Here is a 21,438-nt window from a genome sequence, read left to right as displayed (position 1 = left end):
GCGCGACCTGTGGCGCAGGCGGACGTGTCTCAGGCCCTTGCGGTGGGGCGGATCGCGATGTCCTCGAAGGCGCCTTCGGACGATGGCTCGACCCCGGACATGAGGCTGTCGCCCGACGCGCCGGTTCCCTCCAGCGCGTGGACGACGGTTTCGTGCAGCGCATTCTGCGAGAGCGGCTTGGCCAGCAGCCATTCGATCCCCGCCTCGCGCGCCGCCTTCTCGGCCTCGGTTGACAGTCCGCCGGTCAGGGCGATGATCGGCACACCGGCAAAGGAGGTGCCCGACTGGCGCATCCTTCTGGCCGTGGCGATGAACTCGGATTGGCCCTGGTCGAGATCGAGCAGGAGAAGATCGGGGGCGTCGGACAAGAGCGCTTCCATTACCGCGGAACGTGTCTGGACAACATCCAGCTCGACACTGCGCTTGGAGCAGTAGTCCGAAAGAAGCCGCATTCCGTTACCGCGTTCCATCGCCGCCAGCACCCGCCCGCCGCGCAGACTGTCCATCGCCGCGGGCATCGTGGGCCGAACCGCTCCCTCGAGAACCTCGGCCGGCCCGACGCAATCGAAACCGGCAAATGGTCCGGCCGTCTTGCCACGCGGCACCCCGGCAGGTCCAATGCCATCGAGACCGGACAATGGCTCGGCCATTTCGCGGCGAGACGCCTCGGGCGCGGGAATGCGGAGGCGGAAGGTGGTGCCCTCTCCCGGCAGGCTTTCGACAAAGATCTCGCCGCCCATCCGGTCGGTGATTTCCTTGCAGATCGCGAGCCCCAGGCCGCTTCCGCCACGGTGGCGTTCATCGAGATCCCTGCACTGGGTAAAGCGCCCGAAGATCGCCGGCAGCTGCTCTGGCGCGATGCCGATGCCAGTGTCCGTCACGGTGACGCACAAGATGCCCGGCCCATCCGCATCGTAGTCCAGGTTCAGCAGGACGGATCCCTCGTCGGTGTAGCGCACCGCGTTGCCGACGATGTTGTTGAAGATCTGGCGAAAGCGCACGGCATCGCCACAGATGTGCCGGGGGACGCTCTCGGTCGCGCTCCAGGTCATACGCAAGCGCTGACCCTGGCTTGTGGCCGACATGAGAGTGATGACTTCGGCCGCCATCTCGCGAATGTCGATCGCCTCTGACTGGAAGGTAACCTCATCCGACTGAAGCTTCGAGAGGTAGAGACTGTCGGTGACAATGCTCATGAGCTGGTTGGCGGAGCTGTGCAGCAGGTCGGCGCGGCCCCTTTGCTCCGGGCTGAGTTCGCCCTGGCGCATCAGGTCGAGCACGCCGAGAATGCCGCCCAGCGGGGTGCGGATTTCGTGGCTGAGGGTTGCGAAGAGCCGGGATCGCGCTTCGGTCGCGGCCTCGATATGCTCCCGCCGCCTTTCGAGTTCTAGATCGCGCTCCACCACCTCGGTTTCGTCCCAACAGACGCCGAGAAGGTGGACATCCCCGTTCTCGCGAGTGGTCGACTTGGCCTTGTTGCGCAGGTAGCGCAGCCTGCCCCGACTGTCGATGACGCGGAACGTGGCCTCCTTCATTGCGCTCGACCGGATCGCGTCCTTCACACGCGCGAGGGTCTCCTCCCGATCTTCCGGGTGCAGAAACTCGGAGAAGGCCTCCATGGTCTTTTCGCGTCTCGGGTCGGCGCCGTAGAACCTGCACATCGTCTCGTCCCACAAGCCCTTGTCCGTCGTGGCATTGTAGTCGAACACGCCGATCTGCGCGCCGGAGAGCGCGAGTTCGAGCCGCTCCGCGGTCCGGTTGATTTCCCGTTCCTTCGCTTCCATCGCCACGAGGTTGCGCCGCCGCTCCTCCGACAGCTGGCGCATGCGGAAGATCATCAGCGCGACGGCACAGACCGAGATCAGTGTCAGGAGGCGAACGGGCAGGATATCTCCGATGCTCCCGGTCCAACCGTTCTCCGGGGCGATTTCGAGCGTCCAGTTGCCGCCCGGCATGAACACCTCCGTGCGCACCGGATCGTCCTTTCCGAGCCCTCCGTTGCCCAGGAGGACCCCGCGCAGCTCGTTCTGGTCGGCAGCGAGCCGCTGAGTGAGTGCGACCTGATAGGGACCAGAGACATCGCGCAGCCCCGCGTCGGAGAAGAAGGCTTCCGAATCGACAAGGATTGCCGCCTGCCCCCGAACACCCCCGCCGTCCGGCTCCTCGCCACCGTAGACCGGCCCCCAGACGGCAATGGCGCGCGGCTCGGTTTCGGGCAGATGCGTGGCACCATGCCGCTCCGGTTCGTCGGGATTGAAGAGTTCCAGCAGGCGCGTACTGTCGGGCACCAGCCCGGTGGTGAAGAGCCGACCATCGGAAAGGGAAATCGCCGCCATGCCGAGGACATGCCTGCCGATACCACCTCCGCTTGTCAGGGCGCCGTTGAGATCCCAGTCCTCGGCCAGATCGTCGGGCAAGAGCGTGCCGCTGAGTTGCTTGAGCAGACCGACCCGCGACGTGGCAACCTCGTCAAACTGCAACCGCAGACCATCGAGATAGTCGGCCGCCTCTTCACGCTGGATCTGACGGGAGAGCTCGCGGGTCTTGACCTCGGCAATCAAGCCGATCCCGAATACGACGGCGACCGCCGCTAACGTCGGAAGGTGACTGAACGCCCCGAGGCCGCGCCTCAGGCTCTGGTCGTTCATCGGGTATTCCTCCTCGGACCCGCCCTAATGCCAAGTCGATCATCGCAGAATTCGCACGACATAAGAGACAGGCACCTGCTGGCGGCATCACCGGACAAGAACGCCGCCGGTGCCGACATATCAGCGAAACAATCACCAGTTGAATCAACGCCCCAACCTTTGCCGAAGCCAGAGAGTTCGGTCAACAAGTATTTCTTTCGAGGTTCGGGCAAAACTATTTGCGTTTTGCGGCGGCTGGCCCCGATTTTAGATCTGGTATTTCGAAATCCGACATCTGTGTTGAATCAATGGTTAACTTGCTGCTTTGCAGCACGCCAGCTCCGGCCATGGGTCGGGATCGGCAACCCTCCAGTCGGGCCGTTGCGTGGAAGCGATTGAATTGATGACGCTCTTTGAAGTCCTGCCACCGCATTCTGGTCAGTCTCGTTGCATTGCTACCGACCCTGACATCATGGGAAAGTCAATCCCGCCTGAACAGAAGAGGTATGCCGGGTCCGGAAGCCACTCAGGCGTCCTTTTGTTTCGTTATAACATCCAATCACGCAAAGATGAGCCTTTTTGACAACCCGATGCGGTAGAATACTAGTAAAAATCGTGCTGCGGACGCGAAAAACTGCGCCATTCGAGAAACGCCGACAAATCTTCACGAATCAAAATATTGTCATTCTTGCGTGGGTTTTCCGCGCGGCCCGAATAGAATTTTGTGTAACCCGAAGTAATAATGAATACTCACTCAAGAGACTTTAACAACACCAAAACTATCGGCAATTATCCGCGCATACCTTCAATTTGCCGCGAGTGCGGTCGCGCCGCAGGGCATCCCGCTTAACGGGAACACGCCGCAACATCAGGCTTGACCGCGATTTTCTGCGCGCCACTTTCCCACGGCATGGAAGAGACAAGCCCCCTGATCTACTGGATCCGCCGCGACCTGCGCCTCACGGACCACCCCGGCCTCGACGCCGCCCGGCAGTCGGGACGCCCGGTGATCCCAGTGTTCATTCTCGACCCGGAAACGGAGGGGATCGGTGCGGCACCGAAATGGCGCCTCGGACTGGGGATCGACGCCTTCCGCACGCGACTGGAAGAGATCGACAGCGGGCTCGTTCTTCGACGGGGCAAGGCGCTGGACGTGCTCAGGGCGCTGGTGGAGGAAACCGGGGCGGGGGCGGTTCACTGGACGCGGCTTTACGATCCCGCCGCGATAAAGCGCGATACGGCCGTGAAGGAGGCTCTGCGCGAGGATGGCGTCGAGGCCGAGAGCCGGCCGGGGCATGTTCTCTTCGAGCCCTGGACCGTCGAGACGAAATCGGGCGGCGACTACTACAAGGTCTATTCCCCCTTCTGGCGGGCGGTCGACGGCATTGATGTCGGACCGTGTCTGGAGCGGATCGAGGACCTTCCGGCACCGGAGAAATGGCCCGTGTCGGACGCGATGGAGGACTGGTCTCTCGGGGCTGCCATGCAGCGCGGGGCCGAGGTGGTTCTGCCTCATGTCTGTGTCGGAGAGGATGCGGCGCGCGGGCGGCTCGAGAGGTTCCTCGATGACGCCGTGCTGGATTACGCGGGGGATCGCGACCGCCTCGACCTCGATGGCACGTCCGGCCTTTCCGAGAATTTCACCTACGGGGAGCTTTCGGTGCGCGAGGCCTGGCATGCGGCAGGCCGGCACATGAACGGGCAGAGCAAGGGGCCGGGCACGTTCCGCAAGGAAATTGCCTGGCGCGAGTTCGCCTATCACCTGATCTACCACACGCCCCACCTCGTGGAGCGACCCTGGCGCGAGGAATGGACCGATTTCCCCTGGCGCGAAGACAGCGAGGATGCCGAACGCTGGCGGCGCGGCATGACGGGCGAGACGGTCGTGGATGCGGCCATGCGGGAACTCTTCATCACGGGTCGGATGCACAACCGCGCCCGGATGATCGTGGCGTCCTATCTGACCAAGCACCTGATGACGGACTGGCGCGTCGGCATGGACTGGTTTGCCGATTGCCTGATCGACTGGGACCCGGCCTCGAATGCACTCGGCTGGCAATGGACAGCGGGTTGCGGACCGGATGCTGCGCCCTTCTTCCGGGTGTTCAACCCCGAGACGCAAGGCGAGAAATACGACCCCGACGGCGCCTACCGCCGGCGCTATCTGCTGGGGTTCGACGGATCGGAAGACGAAGTCGCAGCCTCCTATTTCGACGCCGTGCCGCGAAGCTGGGATCTTGACCGGGACACCCCTGCCCCGGAGCGGATGGTCGGCCTGAAGGAGGGCCGCACGCGGGCGCTCGATGCCTACAGCGCCTTCAAGGACGAGCATTGATGCGACGAGCAGGATAAAGGCTGCGGCGGCCTGAATGACCCCGGTTTAAACCAACCTTAGCGATTGAATGCGATTGAATCGGGGTGCGCCCGAAGCGATGGGCGTCTTCGGACAGGACTTTCGTGCATGAAACATTGGCTCGCAGTGACAGCTTTCTCCCTCCTTGCCGCTCCGGCCTCGGCGGGCGAGCTGGAAGCGCTCGTTCAGGACTACGTGGCCGCGCACGTCACGGCCTGGGTCGCCGACCCGGTTCTCGTGGAAGCGGTCAAGGCACAGAACGAGAAGCATGCCGCGATCACCCAGGACGACATCGACGATCTGGATGCCACCTGGCGGAAAGAGGTGGACGCAGGCAGCGCCCCGCTTGTCACCGAGGTGCTGGAGTCACCGGCTTCGGACTTCCTTCGCGACCGGAAGAGCGAATCCGAGGGCATCATCTCCGAGGCCTTCGTGATGGACGCGGTCGGGCTGAATGTGGCGGCGAGCGACGCCACCTCCGATTTCTGGCAGGGCGACGAGGCCAAGTTCCAGAAGACCTATCCGGAAGGCCCGGGCACGGTTTTCGTCGATGACGTCGAATTCGACGACTCGACCCAGACCTACCAGAGCCAGGTGTCCTTCACCATTGCGGACCCCGAAAGCGGCGAGGCCATCGGAGCGATCACCGTGGGCATCGACCTCGACGCCCTGCTCTGAGGGGCGCGCACCTCTGCTCTTGAAGTGCCTCGGCCCGGGTTTCATATGCTGCGGACCTGAAGCGTGAACGAGGACCGGCGGCAGGCGCCGTCGGAGAGTTGCCATGCATGTAGTTGCAGACACCGATGCGCTCGTGGCCGCGGGTGTCATCGCGCCGGGCCAGGCGCGCGAGATCGAGGCCCGGTCGCGGCAGACGATGATCGCGCTTGCGGTCAACTGCGTTCTGTTTCTCGGCATTCTCTCGGCCACGGGCGGCCTGATCTACTGGCTGCGTGATCCGCTCTCGGTCGCCATCTTCGGTGCGATCTCCTTTGCGATCGGCGTGCTGATCCTCTCGCGCAACTCGGACAGCCTGCGGATCTTCGGCAATGCGGCCGCGCTGATCGGGGCAGGCACGCTTTCGGGCGGCGCGGTGCTGGAGCTTCTCGACACCTGGCCCGAGATCGCGGCGGAGGTCATTACGCTTTCGGGCGGTGCGATCCTGATTCTGGCCGCAGCTGCGCACTGGCGGCTGGCGCCACGGGCGGTGTTCATCACTGGCTCGCTCTGCCTGATCGGGCTGGCGATGCATCTGGGCGGCCTTGCCTATTTCATCGAGCGGAACGCGGTGGCGGGCCTGCCGGTGAGCCTTGCACAACTCTATGCCGCAGCACTGATGGTCGGGATCGGCTGGCTCACGAATGTGCGGCTCGTGACTGCGCTCGCCATCATCCCCTTTGCGCAGGTGCTCGATACCGGCGCATTCTATTTCCATGCGATCTATGCCTTCTCCTCGCCGGAACCGACGCTGACCATCCTGCAGATGGTCGCACTCATCGCGCTCTGTCTCTGGGTCGCGAACCGATCCGGGGAGCGGACCGCGCGCCATGGCCTCGTGCTCGCGGTTCTGGCCTTCGTGGTCGCCAATCTCTGCGCGCTCATCGGCTCCCTCTGGGGGGACGTGGTGGGCGAAACCGCCTGGGGGCCTGCAGGCGTGCCACCCGGAAACGTCACGGATTGGGACGCCCGGACCGAAGCCATCGCCGCCTTCCGCGAGACAGCGCTGGTGATCCCCGAGCACGTCTTCACCATCGCCTGGGCCATTGTGCTGGTCGGTATGGCGATGTGGTCTGCCCACCGCAACAATCGCGGTCTCTTCAACACGTCGATCGTGTTCGGGGTGATCCACGTCTACACGCAACTCTACGAGACCTTCGGGGATGAACCGCTGGCCTATGTGATCGGCGGGCTCGCCCTCATTCCGGTGGCCTGGGGCATGTGGCGGTTTGACGCTGCGTTGAGGGAACGGGCCGTGCCGGAGGGGCTTGAAACGGGGTCAGCGTAATGCGCTGTTCGCACGGTTGACGCCGTCCTTGATTTCCTGGCCTTAATTTCCCGCCCTTGATTTGACGTCTGGCGAAATCGAGCTGCGCGGACCGGTCTGGGTGGCTGTGCGCTGACGCGCCCGTCTGAAGAATTCCAGCGGGTCGCGCACATGAGAGTTGACGAGCGACGCTGACTTTCGTATTTCCGTGCCAACTTCCGGAGAATCCGTTTTCTCCGGTCCTGTGCTATTGCAGGATCGCCGCCGGTCAGCGCGTTGCGCCCACCGGCGTATTCGTCGTTTGCCGCATGGGCGGCTGAAAGCAAGGGGGCTGTTGGCCTGATGTTCGAGAATCTGTCCGACCGGCTAGGCGGCGTCTTCGGCAAGCTCACCAAACAGGGTGCGCTGAGCGAAGAGGATATCTCGACGGCGCTGCGCGAGGTGCGCGTCGCGCTTCTGGAGGCCGATGTCTCCCTGCCCGTGGCCCGCAGCTTCATCAAGGGTGTCTCCGAGAAGGCGAAGGGCCAGGCGGTTACCAAGTCGGTGACACCCGGCCAGCAGGTCGTGAAGATCGTTCATGACGCGCTGATCGAGATGCTGGCGGGCGACGATCCGAATGCGGGCGAGCTGCGGGTCGCGAGCCCCCCTGCCCCGGTCCTGATGGTCGGGCTTCAGGGCTCTGGCAAGACGACCACCACGGCGAAGCTCGCAAAGCGGCTGAAGGACAAGGATGGCAAGCGCGTCCTCATGGCCTCGCTCGACACCCGACGCCCGGCCGCCATGGAGCAGCTTGCGGTGCTCGGCACGCAGATCGGCGTCGACACGCTGCCCATTATCATGGGCCAAGACGCGGTCTCCATCGCCAAGCGCGCCAAGCAGCAGGCCACGCTGGGCGGTTATGATGTCGTCATGCTCGACACCGCGGGCCGTCTGCACATCGATGACGAACTGATGGGCGAAGTCGAGGCGGTGCGCGAGGCGACGAAACCCCACGAGACGCTTCTGGTTGTCGATGGCCTCACCGGTCAGGACGCGGTCAACGTGGCCGAGCAGTTCGACGGGCGCATCGGGATTTCCGGTGTGGTGCTCACCCGGATGGATGGTGACGGGCGCGGCGGTGCGGCGCTCTCGATGCGGGCCGTCACGGGCAAGCCGATCAAGTTCGTCGGTCTCGGCGAGAAGATGGAGGCGCTGGAGGAGTTTCACCCCGAGCGTGTCGCCGGCCGCATCCTCGGCATGGGCGATATCGTCTCCCTCGTCGAAAAGGCGCAGGAGACCTTCGAGCGCGAAGCCGCCGAACGGATGATGAAGCGGTTCCAGAAGGGTCAGTTCAACATGAACGACCTCAAGGGCCAGCTCGAACAGATGATGAAGATGGGCGGCATGCAGGGCGTCATGGGCATGCTGCCGGGCATGGGCAAGATGGCCAAGCAGCTCGAGGGCGCGGGCATGGACGACAAGGTCCTGCGGCGCCAGATCGCGCTCATCAATTCCATGACCAAGCAGGAGCGCCGCAACCCCGCACTTCTCCAGGCCAGCCGCAAGAAGCGCATCGCCGCGGGCGCGGGCCTCGAGGTTCAGGAACTCAACCGCCTGCTGAAGATGCATCGCCAGATGGCCGACGTCATGAAGAAGATGGGCGGCAAGGGCGGCATGAAGAACCTGATGCGGGGCGGTCTCGGCGGCCTCCTCGGCAAGGGCGGTGGCGGAATGCCGGGCGGGATGCCCCCGATGCCGCCGGGTGGCGGCCTGCCGGGCGGGATGACCCCGCCGGGCGGCATGGCACTGCCTCCGGGTCTAAGCGGGCTGGGCAAGAAGAAATGATGGCGGAGGTTCTTCCCAAACCCTGGGAGCGCGCACCGCAGGGACCTGCCGCGCAGCTTTCGGCCCGGATTTGCGGTCTTCTGCCGGTTCTGGAAACCGAGCGTCTCAGGCTGCGTGCGCCCCGGATCGAGGACTACCCGGTCTATTCCGGTTTCGTGCGGGATGATCGTGGTGCAGGGCTCGTGACGGGCGAGCGGGATCGCCGCTCCTGGCACGACTTCTGCGAACTGGTGGCCGGCTGGACGCTGCGCGGTCATGGAGCATGGACGATCGAAACCCTCGAAGACGGCGCGGTGGTCGGCGTGCTGACCATCGACCACGAATATGGCGATCCGGAACCCGAGATCGGCTGGCTGGTGACGCCGGCGGTCGAAGGACGGGGCTTTGCCACCGAGGCCGCCAGGGTCGCGCTGGACTGGGCATTCGGCACCCACGGGTTCACGAGCCTCGTGAGCTATATCGACGGGGAGAATGCCCGCTCGATCCGGGTGGCTGAGCGGCTGGGTGCACGCCGCGACGCACAGGCTGAGGCCGGTCTGGGCTGTCGCGTCTACCGATTTATCGCCGAGGAGGCCAGGCAATGAGCGAGAGCGACGCAATCCGCCGCGCGGCGGACCTCCTGCGGGGCCATCGGGAGTCCATCGATCGGCTCGATGCGATCCTCGTCTTCACCCTCGCGGAGCGGTTCAAGCACACTCAGGCCGTCGGCAAGCTGAAGGCCGAGCACGCGCTGCCCCCCTCCGATCCCAGCCGCGAGGCGGTGCAGATCGAGCGGCTGGAGCGGCTCGCCAACGAGGCGGATCTCGATCCCGAGTTCGCCAAGAAATTCCTGAACTTCATCATCTCGGAAGTGATCAGGCATCACGAGAGACATCTCGAAACCGGGGCTGCGGCCGACGCCCAGCCCCAAACAAGCGCATGAACAGGAGACCAGTGACATGGCAATGAAGATCCGGCTCGCCCGCGGCGGGTCCAAGAAGCGTCCCCACTACTCGATCGTGGCTGCCGACAGCCGCATGGCCCGCGACGGCCGCTTCATCGAGAAGCTCGGCACCTACAACCCGCTCCTGCCGAAGGACAACGAAAACCGCGTCCAGATGGACATGGAGCGCGTGCAGTACTGGCTCGGCGAAGGCGCACAGCCGACCGACCGCGTGAGCCGTTTCCTCGAAGCTGCCGGCGTTGTCGGCCAGAAGACCCGCAACAACCCCAAGCGCGGCGAGCCGGGCAAGGCCGCACAGGCCCGCGCGAAGGAACGCGCCGAGAAGGCCGCTGCAGCTGCCGAAGCTGCCGCCGAGGCACCGGCTGAAGAAGGTGCGGCTGCCGAATAAGGCTCCGCACAGGACAAGTGATCCGCAGCAGGGGCGCGCGCGATGAACCGCAAGACCGATCTCGTCTGCCTCGGGGCCATTGCCGGCGCCTGGGGCGTGAAGGGCGACGTGCGGCTCAAGTCGTTCTGCGCCGACCCCGGCGCGATTGCTGACTATGCGCCACTGGTCAGTGACGACGGACGCACCTTCGAGATCCGGCTGTTGAAGCCGGTCTCGGGGGCCTACGCCGCGAAACTCTCGGGCGTACAGACCCGCGAGGAGGCCCAGGCGCTCAAGGGCACGCGGCTCTACGCGCCCCGCGACCGTTTGCCCGATCTGCCCGATGACGAGTTCTACCATGCGGACCTGATCGGGCTCGCGGTCTTCGATGCCGGCGGCGCGGAGCTTGGCCGGATCAAGGCGGTGATGGATCACGGAGCGGGGGATTTCCTCGAGATCGCGCGCCCCGGCGCGCCCGTCGTTCTGGTGCCCTTCACGCGGGACGTCGTGCCCACGGTCGACCTCTCGTCCGGACGGGTGGTCGTGGACCTGCCCGAAGGGCTGGTCTGACCCGATCCCACCCGTCGCTCAGGCGGCTTCGACGACCTCCGAGTCCGACACACCCATCGCTTTCGCCAGTTGCCGAAGGCGCGTCTGCACCGCCTCGCTGTCCGGGACGCTTTCGGCATCGAGAACCTCGAGGCGGACCGAGCCCGCCTCGACCCGAAGGCGCGATTGCAGCAGGATTTCCGGCACGCTGGCCGAGAAGCGGTGCCCGAGCACGAGCGCACGCCCCAGGATCTCCGCCCGGCGCAACTGGCTCTGGCTCAACAGGCCTCCCAGCCGATCGGTGACCGTTTCGGCCTTTCCGCCATAGCGCGCCATGATGGCAACGGCGAGAAAGGCGCGCTCCGCGTGGCTGATGCCGATGAACGGGAACTGCAGCAGCCGCAGGAAGCTTTCCTCGGCGCGCACCTTGTCGTGGTCGCGCCAGGAGAGATCCGTGAGCGCACAGACCGAGAGCCGCAGGCGCCGGTCGCTGTCGGTCTCGCCGGGAAAAAGGTCGTCCGTCCATTTCGCCAGTGCAGCGCTGAAGGCCGGCACCCGCGCGCCGGGCAGACCGATCGCCTGCGCGCATTCGAGCAGCGGATCGCGATACTGTTCCTCCTCGTCCAGCTGCGCATAGAGCCAGCCCTCGCGCAGGCCGTAGGAGGAAAAGACGACGCTTTCGGGCTTGAGTGCCTTCAGCACCCGCGACATCACCAGAGCCGCGGCAGGAAGGGTATCGACCCGGCGGCTCGGCACATCGGGAAGGTCGGCCACCTCTGCCCTGTCCATCTTGGCAATCTTGCGCGCGAGCTTGCGCAACTCTTCCGCCTCGACCTCGTAGCCATGCACCACGCTGATCGGGGCGGCATTCATCGCGATATGCACCCGCGCGAGCGCCCGCCAGCCGCCGCCCACCGCGTAGAAGACCGGATTGGTCAGAAGCGGCGGGATGTTTTCGCGCAGGATCTCGTCGATGGCGTCCTTCGCCGTGCCGTAGCCTTCCTCCATCAGTGCCTTCACCGGCAATGCGCCGAGCGGCATGGAGGTCATGCGCTCTCCCACCTTGTCATCCACCACTTCGGCCACCTCGAGGCTCCCGCCGCCGATATCACCCACGAGCCCCACCGGCCGGAAGAAGCCGGAGATGACGCCCATCGAGGTGTATGTCGCCTCCTCCTCCCCGGTCAGAACCCGCGTTTCCATGCCCGTCGCCTCGCGGATTGCCTCGACGAGTTTGGTGCCATTCTTCGCCCGGCGCGTGGCTTCGGTGGCGATGACGTCGATGCGCGGCACATCCATGGCCTTGGCGATGGCATCGAGCCGGCGGATGGCATGGATCGCGCGCCGTATCGCCTCGTCCGTGAGATTGCCCGATGCGTCGAGCCCTGCGCCAAGGGCGGAAAACGACTTCTCGTTGAAGCGCGGGAACGGCGCGCGGCTGAGCGAATCGTAGACGACGAGGCGAATGGAGTTGGACCCGATATCGATCACGCCGTAGTGGGCCTGGTCCCGTCCGAGGATCCGCGCTGTGTCGATCTCGATGCGCCGCGTGGGCTCGCCCGCCGGCTCTGCTGATCTGACGGTCATCGTCTCTCCCCCTTATCCTGCCCCTGTCTCTACCTGTTCAATGCTGACATCGCGCGGCGGTTCGGTCCAGTGCCGCGATTTTTCGGCGATTTTAGCCTTGCGGTCGTGGCGTCCGTGACCGAGAGAAGGCGCTCCCGATCCACCGCAGCCTGTCAGACCCGCCGATGCCCGCACCCTGGACCGCACGTATCCTGACGCTCTACCCGGAGATGTTCCCCGGACCGCTCGGCGCGTCGATCACCGGGCGCGCGCTCACCGACGGGCTCTGGAACCTCGACACGGTGCAACTCCGCGATTTCGCATTCGACAGGCATCGCAGCGTAGATGACACGCCAGCGGGCGGCGGTGCGGGAATGGTGCTGAAGCCGGATGTCGCCGCGCGCGCACTCGATGCCAGCGAAAGCGGGCGGTCCCGCGAGGACTGGCCGGTGATCTATCTTTCGCCGCGTGGCCGCCGCTTCGACCAGGCCATGGCACGCAGAATCGCGGATGGCGCCGGGGTCACGCTGTTTTGCGGCCGGTTCGAGGGCCTGGACCAGCGGGTGATCGAAGCCCGCGAAATCCTTGAGATATCCATGGGGGATTTTATCCTCACCGGCGGAGAAATCGCAGCAATGGGCTTGATCGATGCCTGCGTCCGGCTTATACCCCGCGTCCTGGGCAATCCTGAGTCGCCGGTCGAAGAATCCTTCGCATCCGGTCTTTTGGAGCACCCTCAATATACCCGTCCGGCCGTTTGGGAAGGTCTTTCGATCCCCGAGGTTCTCCTCTCGGGACATCATGGACGCATCGCCGATTGGCGTCGCGCTCAGGCGGAACGGATCACGAAGGAACGTCGTCCCGACCTCTGGCGGGCCTATGCGGCGGGCGAAAGCCCAGGCGCATATGCGGACCCGGCAGGAGAGGCAGAGCTCTCGGACGCGCACACCATCGCCGCTCAAGGCGAGCATCGAGAGGATGAGAGAGAATGAACCTCATCGCGCAAATCGAAGCCGAGCAGATCACTGCTCTGGCCAAGGAAATACCGGATTTCGCGGCCGGTGACACCGTGCGTGTCGGCTACAAGGTGACCGAGGGCACGCGCTCGCGCGTTCAGGCCTACGAGGGCGTCTGCATCGCCCGCAACGGCGGCGCAGGCATCGGCGCAAGCTTCACCGTGCGCAAGATCTCCTTCGGCGAAGGCGTCGAGCGTGTTTTCCCGCTCCACTCGCCGAACATCGATTCGATCACCGTGGTCCGCCGCGGCAAGGTCCGTCGTGCGAAGCTCTATTACCTCCGCGATCGTCGCGGCAAATCTGCCCGCATCGCCGAGAAGACCAACTACAAGCCGAAAACCGCTAGCTGAGGTCTGGAGAGATGAAAAAGGACATTCACCCCGATTATCACTTCATCGAAGTGAAGCTGACCGACGGCTCGACCTATCGCACGCGCTCGACCTACGGCGCCGAAGGCGACACGCTGGCCCTCGAGATCGATCCCAGCGCGCACCCGGCCTGGACCGGCGGATCGCAGCGCCTGATGGACACCGGCGGACGCGTCTCGAAGTTCAAGAAGAAATACGAAGGCCTGGGCTTCTGAGCTTTCTCGAATCAGAGCTTTCGACTAGATTTAGTGGAGCGCCCCGAAAGAGGGCGCTCCATTTCGTTTGGAGAGCGGGAACGCCGCGAGCCACCCAGGTTTGACGGCCGAACCCGCCCAGGAACATGAACTTGGCCGGCAGTCCTTTTCAGACGGCGCCCCCGCCTGAAACGGCTTCGGTCCAGAGGCAGGAGTGACGCATGACCCGGATCATCGTCATGGGCAACGAAAAGGGTGGATCGGGCAAGTCCACCACCGCCATGCATGTGATCACCGCCCTGGTGAGATCGGGCAACGCCGTGGGCGCGCTCGATTTCGACCTGAGGCAGAAGAGCCTGTTCCGCTACCTCGACAACCGCGAGGATTACATGAAGCGCCACGGCTTCGCATTGCCGATGCCGCGGCGGCTCGAGATCCAGGCCAGCGAACTGGACAGTCGGCTCGATGCCGAGGTCGAGGACCAGGAAAACTTCATTAACGCGATCGGAACGCTCAGCCGGGATTGCGACTACATCGTGATCGACTGTCCCGGCTCGCATACCGTGCTGTCGCGGGCGGCCCATGCGGCGGCGGATGTTCTCATCACGCCCATGAACGACAGTCTCGTCGATTTCGACATGCTGGCGCGGCTCGACCCGGTGGATGGCCATATTCTCGGCCCCTCGCTCTATTCCGAGATGGTCTGGAAATCGCGGCAGAACCGCGCGGCAACAGGGCGTCCGCAGATGGACTGGATCGTGCTGCGCAACCGCATGTCCACGTTCGACGCGAAGAACAAGCGTCGGGTTGGCGCGGCCCTCGACGAACTGTCACAGCGAATCGGCTTCCGGATCGCGCCGGGCTTCTCGGAACGGGTGATCTTCCGGGAACTGTTCCTTTCGGGGCTGACACTTCTCGATCTGCGCGCCGACGATCCGCAGACGATGACCATGTCGAATATCGCAGCCAGGCAGGAAGTGCGTGACCTCATCCGCGCGCTCCAGCTTCCGGCGGCCTACGCCGCCGCCTGAGGTCGGGACAGGCCGGCGCGAAGAGCGCGCCGGCTCCCCTCCCCCCGATCCTCCCGTTCTCACGAAACGAAAAGACCCGGCACCTTTTCAGGGCCGGGCCAGGGAGCCTGCGAGAGGCAGTCGGCTTCGTATGGGGGGGATCAGGTTCCCGGCGCGATCGGGGCGCAGTCGGAATTGAGCCGTTGCAACGTCTGGCAGGCCGAAACCGCATTCTGCTGGCTGAGGCCCACGAACTGTGCGCGGTAGACCCGGAGACCACTGACGGTCGCGGGCTCGATCCGGCGCAGGCTGCCTGCGAGCTGCGGCACATCCTTGAGTGCCGTGGTGAGCAACTGCCGTTCGGCGTCGGTCTTTGCACGATGCACGCCGATCTGCACGCCCCAGGAATTTCCGCCGGTGCTTGTCGGCGCCGAGGTGAGTGCGACAGGAACGGTCAGGCTGTCGGGCTGCGGTGCAGGCCGCGGCGTGGCGGACGCGGGCGAGGAGGCAAAGGTCGACGCGGAGCCGGGATTCGTTGCCTGCGCCGTGTAGACCTCTTCCGCACTTCCTTCCGCGATGGGACGCGGAGCCGGGCGACCGTTGAGGTTCAGGAAGTCGAAGGTCGAGCGCGGCATCTGCGCGGAGGCCAGATCCGTGTTCACGTCCTCGATGGCCTGAGCGATAGTTGCGGAACTGCGCGCAACCGGGACAGAGGCATTGGCCGCCGAGCGGGGCACGGGGCGCGTGCTGCGGCTGAGGACAGCGACGCGCGCGGGCGAGATGCCGGAGGTCGATCCACCGACCGATTCGGCTTCCGCCACCGCGACCGAGCGCATTCTGAGCGGTGCGGGCGGGTCGAGACGCGCGACGCGCGGCATCCGGCCGAAACCGAGATCCATGAGACGGATCACTTCGGCATTGCGCGTGGCGGAGCTCTTGCCCCCCATCACGGTGACGATGACCCGCTTGTCACCGCGCTTGGCCGAGGAAGTCAGGTTGAAGCCCGCAGCGCGGGTGTAGCCGGTCTTGATGCCGTCCGCGCCGGGATAGGCATCGAGCACGCGACGGTTGGTGTTGCTTACAGTCTTGATGCCGGCAGACGTCGAACGGCGGCTGAAGAGATTGTAATACTGCGGGAAATCATAGACGAGCCGGCGCCCGAGGAGCGTCATGTCACGCGCGGTGGAGAGGTGTCCGGATGCGGTCAGGCCGTGAGCATTCTCGAAATTGGTCCGCTTCATGCCCATGGCAGCGGCGTATTTGTTCATCAGGTCGGTGAAGGCCGATTCGGAGCCGGCCACCGCCTCACCCATCGCGGTGGCGGCATCATTGGCCGATTTTACCGCTGCGGCGCGAATCAGGTAGCGAAGTTCGATGGATTGTCCGGCGCGCAATCCCAGCTTGGAGGGCGGCTCGCTGGCGGCGTTGGAGGAGATCCGGATCTTCTGATCGAGCGAGAGACGCCCCTGCCTGACCTGGTCGAACACTATATAGAGTGTCATCATCTTGGTCAGTGACGCAGGATGAAGCTGGGTATCCGCGTTTCGCGAATGCACCACCTTTCCGGTGCGGGCGTCCATGACAAGGGCGGCATACTGTGCGGCCTGTGCCAGCCCGGCCCATAATACGATTATTATCGCGAGGGCACCCCCGCGGTACAAAGATCGGATCATCACTGCCTCCGGCGCTGGGTGCGCCTCGCCTCTGATTTACGCAACCGTTAACGGTGATTGCTTTATTTTGGGTTAAGGTAGCATGTCACATTTTACGCGCAAACAGCTTTGTAGAAACACTGGTCGGCATGCGCATTGGTACCACACGGTGCACGGGAAACAATTTTTGTGCAGTGCAGCAAAAAATGTTGACGCAGCGCAGCATCGTTGCTATCTAGAGCCTGCCGCAGGAAGAGTTAGAACTCAAGTCTCTGGAGAGAAACACCATGGCCACCGCCAAAAAAGAAACCACCGACATGATCAACGACGCGATGCAGGAAGCCACCGCAAAGGTCGAAACCCTCGTTGCCGACACGCAGAAGAACATGACCGAGCAGTTCGAGAAGCTCTCGAAGAGCTTTGAAAGCCTCACCGCTTTCGGTCAGGAAAACGTGGACGCCGTTGTGAAGTCCTCCGAAATCGCAGCCAAGGCCGCTGAAGGAATCGGCAGCGAAATCAGCGCGTATTCCAAGAAATCCTTCGAGGACGGCGTTGCCGCGGCTCAGGATCTCGCCTCCGCGAAGACCATGACCGAACTGTTCGAGAAGCAGACCGCCTTCGCGCAGTCGGCCTTCGAAGGCTTCGTCAGCCAGGCCACGAAGATGAACGAAATCTACGTCGCCGCTGCAAAGGACATCTCCGCACCGCTGAGCGCTCGCGTGAGCGCCGCTTCGGACGCCGCGAAGTCCTTCTCGCTCTAAGCAGTTCGAAAAGTCTTACCTAGTACGTCGCGCAGACGCCGCTCCTCCCTGGCGGTTTGTGAGACGAGAGTACCGAATGGCCCCGGAGATTTCGATCTCCGGGGTTTTGTCTTGCACGGGGCCTGCCCGGACGCGCGTTGGTAACACTGAGCGCCGCGAAGGCTTTTTCTCCCGTGAATCATCCCATATATTGAAGCCAGAAACCCATTGATCCGCTCTTGGAACCACGAATGACCGCGTCCGACGACGACAAGACGAACCGCGAGGCCGGGGTGCTGACCAAGACGCGCCCGAAGACCCAGCGCCCGCCGCTCTACAAGGTGCTGCTGCTCAACGACGACTACACGCCCATGGAATTCGTCGTGCATGTTCTCGAGCGATTCTTCGGCATCAATCACCAGCAGGCCATCGACATCATGCTGACGGTCCACAAGAAGGGTCTCGCCGTGGTTGGCGTGTTCTCCTTCGAGATCGCCGAGACCAAGGTAACGCAGGTCATGGACTATGCGCGCCGCAATCAGCACCCCTTGCAATGCACCATGGAGCGCGAATAACGCGCCCGGAAACAGGCCCCAATGCCCCAGACAGACCGGCTTGCCTTCGCTCTCGAGGCAGGCGAGATCACCTTGCCCGAATCCGGCCCCGTAGCCGTTTTGCGGGCCGAACCTTCGGATTTCCTGCGTGCCGTGCCGGCCGATCGCCTTCATTGCGAACAGAGCGACCGGCGGCTCTTCGACCGGCTGGATGCGGCCGGGCTGCCCGTGGAGCCCCAGCTTGAGGTGAGCGGTGCGGCGCTGGCCGTGGTCAACCTCACGCGCAGCAAGGCGGAATCCCGCGGCAATGCTGCACGGGCGTTGCGGATGCTCGCCCCCGGTGGACTGCTTCTGCTCAACGGGAACAAGACCGACGGGATCGACAGCATCTCACGCGAGATCGGCCGATCCATCCCCGCGAGCGGTTCTTGCTCAAAGGCGCATGGCAAGGTGGTCTCCTTTCCACGACCGGACGAACTGCCCGATGTGGTGGCGACCTGGGCGGCCGAAATCGAGGTGTCGCAAACCCCGGAAGGCGACTGGACGCGGCCCGGAATGTTCTCCCCCGATGGTTCGGACCCCGGCAGCCAGCTCTTGGCGGAGCAGTTCGGGACGAGCCTGCGCGGACGCGTCGCGGACCTCGGTGCGGGTTGGGGCTATCTCTCCCGTGCCTGTCTGGCGGCATCGCCCGCCATCGCGCAGCTGGACCTCTTTGAAGCCGAGATGCTGGCGCTCGACGCCGCACGCCGCAATGTGACCGATCCACGTGCCGAGTTTCACTGGACCGACGTCGCCTCGCTACGCAAGACGACTGCGCCCTATGACACGGTGATCGCGAACCCGCCTTTCCACCTGGGCCGTGCCGCTGATCCGGAGGTGGGGGCTGCCTTCATCGCGGCGGCCGCGCGGATACTGAAACCTTCGGGTCAGTTCCTCATGGTCGCCAACCGCCACCTGCCCTACGAGGCGAGGCTCGATGCGGCCTTCCGCCACCGCGATCAGATCGCCGAGTCGCGCGACTTCAAGGTTCTGCGTGCAACAAGCCCTCGACGGCCCTGAGCCGGCGTCTCTATAGTCGCGCGCAAAAGGCCCTGCGAGCGAGGAGACCCCAATGACCGATCCGGTTGCACTGACCGCCGATCTCATCCGCTGCCCATCCGTCACTCCGAAGGAAGGCGGGGCAATCACGCTGCTGCAGGACCTGCTGCGAGACGCGGGGTTCCGCGTCGAACGTGCGGATCGCAACGGGATCGCCAATCTCTACGCGCGCTGGGGTGAAAGCGGACCGGTTTTCGGCTTCAACGGCCACACGGACGTGGTGCCGGCGGGTCCGGCCTCGGCATGGCGGCATGATCCCTTCGAGGCGGTGATCGAGGATGGTGTGCTTTTCGGTCGGGGCGCGGCGGACATGAAATCAGGGGTTGCGGCCTTCGTCTCGGCCGCCATCGAGTTCGTCACGCAGACCCCGCCCGAAAGCGGCAGCGTCGCGATCCTCTTAACCGGCGACGAGGAAGGGGACGGCGTCGACGGTACCCGCGCGATTCTCGACTGGATGGAGCGCAACGGCGAGAAACTCGACCATTGCATCGTCGGCGAGCCCACCTGCCCCGACTACATGGGCGAGATGATCAAGATCGGCCGCCGTGGTTCGATGACGGCCTATCTCACCGCCTACGGCTCTCAGGGCCACACCGCCTACCCGCACCGGGCCATCAACCCGATCCCTGGGCTCGTGCGACTTCTCGACCGTCTTGCGACGCACAAGCTCGATGACGGCACCGAGCATTTCGACCCATCGACCCTCCAGATCACCACGGTGGACGTAGGCAATCCGGCCAACAACGTCATCCCGGCCGAGGCGCGCGCAACGATCAACATCCGCTTCAACGATGCGCATTCCGCACAAAGCCTCGAGGAGTGGCTTGAGGAGGAAGCCGACAAGGCCGCACAGGAATGTCGCGTCGGGATCGCCACCCGCTTTACCGTGTCGGGCGAGGCCTTCTTCACCGAACCGGGTCCGTTTACGGATCTGATCGCGGAAGCGGTGAAGGCCGAGACCGGCGCCACGCCTGAATTCTCCACCAGTGGCGGCACGTCCGACGCCCGCTTCGTGCGCAACCACTGCCCCGTCGTGGAGGTGGGGCTTGTGGGCGCGACGATGCATCAGACCGACGAGATGGTCGAGGTCGAACAGATCGGCCAGCTTCAGGCGATCTACGGACGCATCCTGCGCGATTACTTCGCGGCGAACGCCAACTGACCGCCCGGTGACGCGGGCAGGCAGGACGGCGCAAAAATGCACCGCCCGCCATTCGCCCCTGACGGTTCAGGCCGTGGTTGCGGCAGGCGTCACGGTCGCATCACCCGCTTCGGCAATGGCCGGACCGCCTACACTTTCACCGACGAAGGCCATGCCTGCCCCCCGGTCCGCGAGCTCGGTTCCGGCGGCAAACACGTCTGTCTGGGCACGGGCGAGCAGCCGCGCCACCACGCCTGTCGCCGTTGCGGGCACCTGCGGATCGTCGCGAAGCTCCTGCCACAGCAGAGCACAGACACCGGCCACATGCGGGCAGGCCATGGACGTGCCGTTGAACTCCACCAGATCGCCGCCAGCCGCAGCCGACAGAACACCGACACCCGGCGCGCTGATCGTGGCATCCGTGTTCGAGAAATCCGCGATCGTGAAACCCTGCGCGCCCTGCCCCGCGGCCGCAACCGCGATCACGTCATCCGCCGCCGCAGGCAGCCCGGCCGAGACATCGAAGGCCACGTCCATTTCACGACGGCTCTCGTTGCCCGCAGCCGCAACCACGACGGAGCTGTTGCCGAGCATCGCACGCGCGCGGACCACCTCCATCAGCGCATCGAACATGCGAAGGTTCTGACGGTAGTTCACCAGCGCGATCGACGTGGCGATATCCACCGGCCAGCCATTCTGGGTCAGCCAAACCACGAGGCCGGGGAAATCGAAACCGAGCGACATGGAAATCACGTCCGCTCCTTCGCGCGACGCCCACTCGATGGCGTCGAAGATCATCTTCGAACTGCCGTTGCCGTCGTTGCCGAGCACCTTTCCGATCAGCGCCTCATTCACGCCGCGCGCGACACCGATGCGCGTGCCGCCAACGTCGCGGCCGAAGATCGTTCCGGCACAATGCGTGCCGTGGCCATTCATGTCGCCGTTGCCAGTGCCGGAAAAGTCCTTCTGTGTGAGGTTGACCCCGAGAAAGGCTTCATGAGAGGCGTCGATCCCGGTGTCGAGTACCGCGACCTTGCTGCCGCTCCCGTCGAGGTGGGTCGCCAGCGCCCCTACGGCACCGATGCCCCAAGCCTCGCCAGAGGTCGCAACGCCGTCGAGAGCGAGAGGCGCGATCAGCTTTGTCGGCATGTCGGGGGCAATTGCCCGAACCTCGGGGTCACGGGCCACCTCCGCCCGGTCGCGCGTATCGAGCTCTTCCCGCTCGATCTGCACGTCGGCATCCTCTTCCGTGGTCTCGCGCCGGGGCCGCATCAAGTTGCCCGGCACCGGCTGCTTGTCGCGCGGGGCCTTGGGCTGTCTGAGGATCGTATAGGTCTGTTTCATGATAATCCCATTCCCTGAAAAAACGCCCGGCCGGAATTGTCACAGGCCACCGGCGAGCGGGAAACAGGATATCACACAACCACGGCATGCGGATAGTCGCCATGGTGGTAT

Annotated in this window: 20 protein-coding genes; 16 read left to right on the top strand and 4 right to left on the bottom strand. The window is 64.5% G+C overall.

Annotation, left to right across the window (positions count from 1 at the left end):
* Positions 1–29: 29 nt before the first annotated feature.
* Complete coding sequence (locus ACP15W_RS07485; protein ID WP_424932228.1) at positions 30–2,648, bottom strand: hybrid sensor histidine kinase/response regulator; 2,619 nt, start codon at positions 2,646–2,648, stop codon at positions 30–32.
* 889 nt (positions 2,649–3,537) lie between these two features.
* On the opposite strand from ACP15W_RS07485, the gene ACP15W_RS07480 reads away from it, so the two are divergent.
* The 8 genes from ACP15W_RS07480 (at position 3,538) to rimM (ending at position 10,665) form a co-directional block, all read left to right on the top strand.
* Positions 3,538–4,962: a cryptochrome/photolyase family protein gene (locus ACP15W_RS07480; protein WP_424932298.1), complete on the top strand. Its 1,425-nt coding sequence runs from the start codon at positions 3,538–3,540 to the stop codon at positions 4,960–4,962.
* A gap of 126 nt (positions 4,963–5,088) precedes the next feature.
* The gene (locus tag ACP15W_RS07475) at positions 5,089–5,658 is read left to right on the top strand and encodes a hypothetical protein (protein ID WP_424932227.1); all 570 of its coding nucleotides are present in this window, start codon (positions 5,089–5,091) and stop codon (positions 5,656–5,658) included.
* A 103-nt stretch (positions 5,659–5,761) separates the two neighbouring features.
* Entirely contained in the window at positions 5,762–6,982 is a 1,221-nt protein-coding gene (locus tag ACP15W_RS07470) for a hypothetical protein (protein WP_424932226.1), read from the top strand.
* A 321-nt stretch (positions 6,983–7,303) separates the two neighbouring features.
* Positions 7,304–8,785: a signal recognition particle protein gene (gene ffh / locus ACP15W_RS07465; protein WP_424932225.1), complete on the top strand. Its 1,482-nt coding sequence runs from the start codon at positions 7,304–7,306 to the stop codon at positions 8,783–8,785.
* Positions 8,782–9,369, top strand: coding sequence for a GNAT family N-acetyltransferase (locus ACP15W_RS07460; RefSeq protein WP_424932224.1), 588 nt, complete (start codon positions 8,782–8,784; stop codon positions 9,367–9,369). The genes ffh and ACP15W_RS07460 overlap by 4 nt, the downstream gene beginning before the upstream one ends.
* Positions 9,366–9,707 carry a chorismate mutase gene (locus ACP15W_RS07455; RefSeq protein WP_424932223.1) on the top strand — a complete coding sequence of 114 codons (342 nt, stop codon included), beginning with the start codon at positions 9,366–9,368 and terminating at the stop codon, positions 9,705–9,707. The genes ACP15W_RS07460 and ACP15W_RS07455 overlap by 4 nt, the downstream gene beginning before the upstream one ends.
* A 16-nt stretch (positions 9,708–9,723) precedes the next feature.
* Positions 9,724–10,116 carry a 30S ribosomal protein S16 gene (gene rpsP / locus ACP15W_RS07450; protein ID WP_424932222.1) on the top strand — a complete coding sequence of 131 codons (393 nt, stop codon included), beginning with the start codon at positions 9,724–9,726 and terminating at the stop codon, positions 10,114–10,116.
* 42 nt (positions 10,117–10,158) lie between these two features.
* Positions 10,159–10,665 (top strand): ribosome maturation factor RimM, encoded by a 507-nt coding sequence (rimM, locus tag ACP15W_RS07445; RefSeq protein ID WP_424932221.1) that lies wholly within the window; start codon positions 10,159–10,161, stop codon positions 10,663–10,665.
* A gap of 18 nt (positions 10,666–10,683) precedes the next feature.
* On the opposite strand, the gene ACP15W_RS07440 is transcribed toward rimM, so the two are convergent.
* Positions 10,684–12,231, bottom strand: coding sequence for a hypothetical protein (locus ACP15W_RS07440; RefSeq protein WP_424932220.1), 1,548 nt, complete (start codon positions 12,229–12,231; stop codon positions 10,684–10,686).
* Between the two features lie 164 nt (positions 12,232–12,395).
* Here ACP15W_RS07440 and trmD point away from each other — a divergent pair, with 164 nt between their 5' ends.
* The 4 genes from trmD to ACP15W_RS07420 all read left to right on the top strand — a co-directional run bounded on the left by trmD (position 12,396) and on the right by ACP15W_RS07420 (position 14,819).
* The gene (gene trmD, locus ACP15W_RS07435; protein ID WP_424932219.1) at positions 12,396–13,202 is read left to right on the top strand and encodes a tRNA (guanosine(37)-N1)-methyltransferase TrmD; all 807 of its coding nucleotides are present in this window, start codon (positions 12,396–12,398) and stop codon (positions 13,200–13,202) included.
* A complete protein-coding gene (gene rplS, locus ACP15W_RS07430; protein ID WP_424932218.1) occupies positions 13,199–13,576 on the top strand; it encodes a 50S ribosomal protein L19 in 378 nt (125 codons plus the stop codon). The genes trmD and rplS overlap by 4 nt, the downstream gene beginning before the upstream one ends.
* An 11-nt stretch (positions 13,577–13,587) precedes the next feature.
* Positions 13,588–13,809, top strand: coding sequence for a 50S ribosomal protein L31 (rpmE, locus tag ACP15W_RS07425; RefSeq protein ID WP_424932217.1), 222 nt, complete (start codon positions 13,588–13,590; stop codon positions 13,807–13,809).
* A 200-nt stretch (positions 13,810–14,009) separates the two neighbouring features.
* Positions 14,010–14,819 carry a division plane positioning ATPase MipZ gene (locus ACP15W_RS07420; protein ID WP_424932216.1) on the top strand — a complete coding sequence of 270 codons (810 nt, stop codon included), beginning with the start codon at positions 14,010–14,012 and terminating at the stop codon, positions 14,817–14,819.
* 140 nt (positions 14,820–14,959) lie between these two features.
* On the opposite strand, the gene ACP15W_RS07415 is transcribed toward ACP15W_RS07420, so the two are convergent.
* Positions 14,960–16,471, bottom strand: a complete 1,512-nt coding sequence (locus tag ACP15W_RS07415) for a serine hydrolase (RefSeq protein ID WP_424932215.1) — start codon at positions 16,469–16,471, stop codon at positions 14,960–14,962.
* A 266-nt stretch (positions 16,472–16,737) separates the two neighbouring features.
* Here ACP15W_RS07415 and ACP15W_RS07410 point away from each other — a divergent pair, with 266 nt between their 5' ends.
* From ACP15W_RS07410 to dapE, 4 genes are all read left to right on the top strand, one after another.
* Positions 16,738–17,211 carry a phasin family protein gene (locus ACP15W_RS07410; protein WP_424932214.1) on the top strand — a complete coding sequence of 158 codons (474 nt, stop codon included), beginning with the start codon at positions 16,738–16,740 and terminating at the stop codon, positions 17,209–17,211.
* Positions 17,212–17,441: 230 nt separating this feature from the next.
* Positions 17,442–17,765 carry an ATP-dependent Clp protease adapter ClpS gene (clpS, locus tag ACP15W_RS07405; protein WP_424932213.1) on the top strand — a complete coding sequence of 108 codons (324 nt, stop codon included), beginning with the start codon at positions 17,442–17,444 and terminating at the stop codon, positions 17,763–17,765.
* Positions 17,766–17,786: 21 nt separating this feature from the next.
* Complete coding sequence (locus tag ACP15W_RS07400) at positions 17,787–18,803, top strand: class I SAM-dependent methyltransferase (protein ID WP_424932212.1); 1,017 nt, start codon at positions 17,787–17,789, stop codon at positions 18,801–18,803.
* A gap of 52 nt (positions 18,804–18,855) precedes the next feature.
* Positions 18,856–20,004, top strand: a complete 1,149-nt coding sequence (dapE, locus tag ACP15W_RS07395; RefSeq protein ID WP_424932211.1) for a succinyl-diaminopimelate desuccinylase — start codon at positions 18,856–18,858, stop codon at positions 20,002–20,004.
* A gap of 66 nt (positions 20,005–20,070) precedes the next feature.
* Here dapE and ACP15W_RS07390 read toward each other — a convergent pair whose 3' ends face one another.
* Positions 20,071–21,327 (bottom strand): S8 family peptidase, encoded by a 1,257-nt coding sequence (locus ACP15W_RS07390; protein WP_424932210.1) that lies wholly within the window; start codon positions 21,325–21,327, stop codon positions 20,071–20,073.
* Positions 21,328–21,438: the final 111 nt, after the last annotated feature.

It is taken from the genome of Amaricoccus macauensis (assembly GCF_049800915.1).
Classification (GTDB): Bacteria; Pseudomonadota; Alphaproteobacteria; order Rhodobacterales; family Rhodobacteraceae; genus Amaricoccus; species Amaricoccus macauensis_A.
This window is presented reverse-complemented; position numbering and strand designations above follow the sequence as displayed.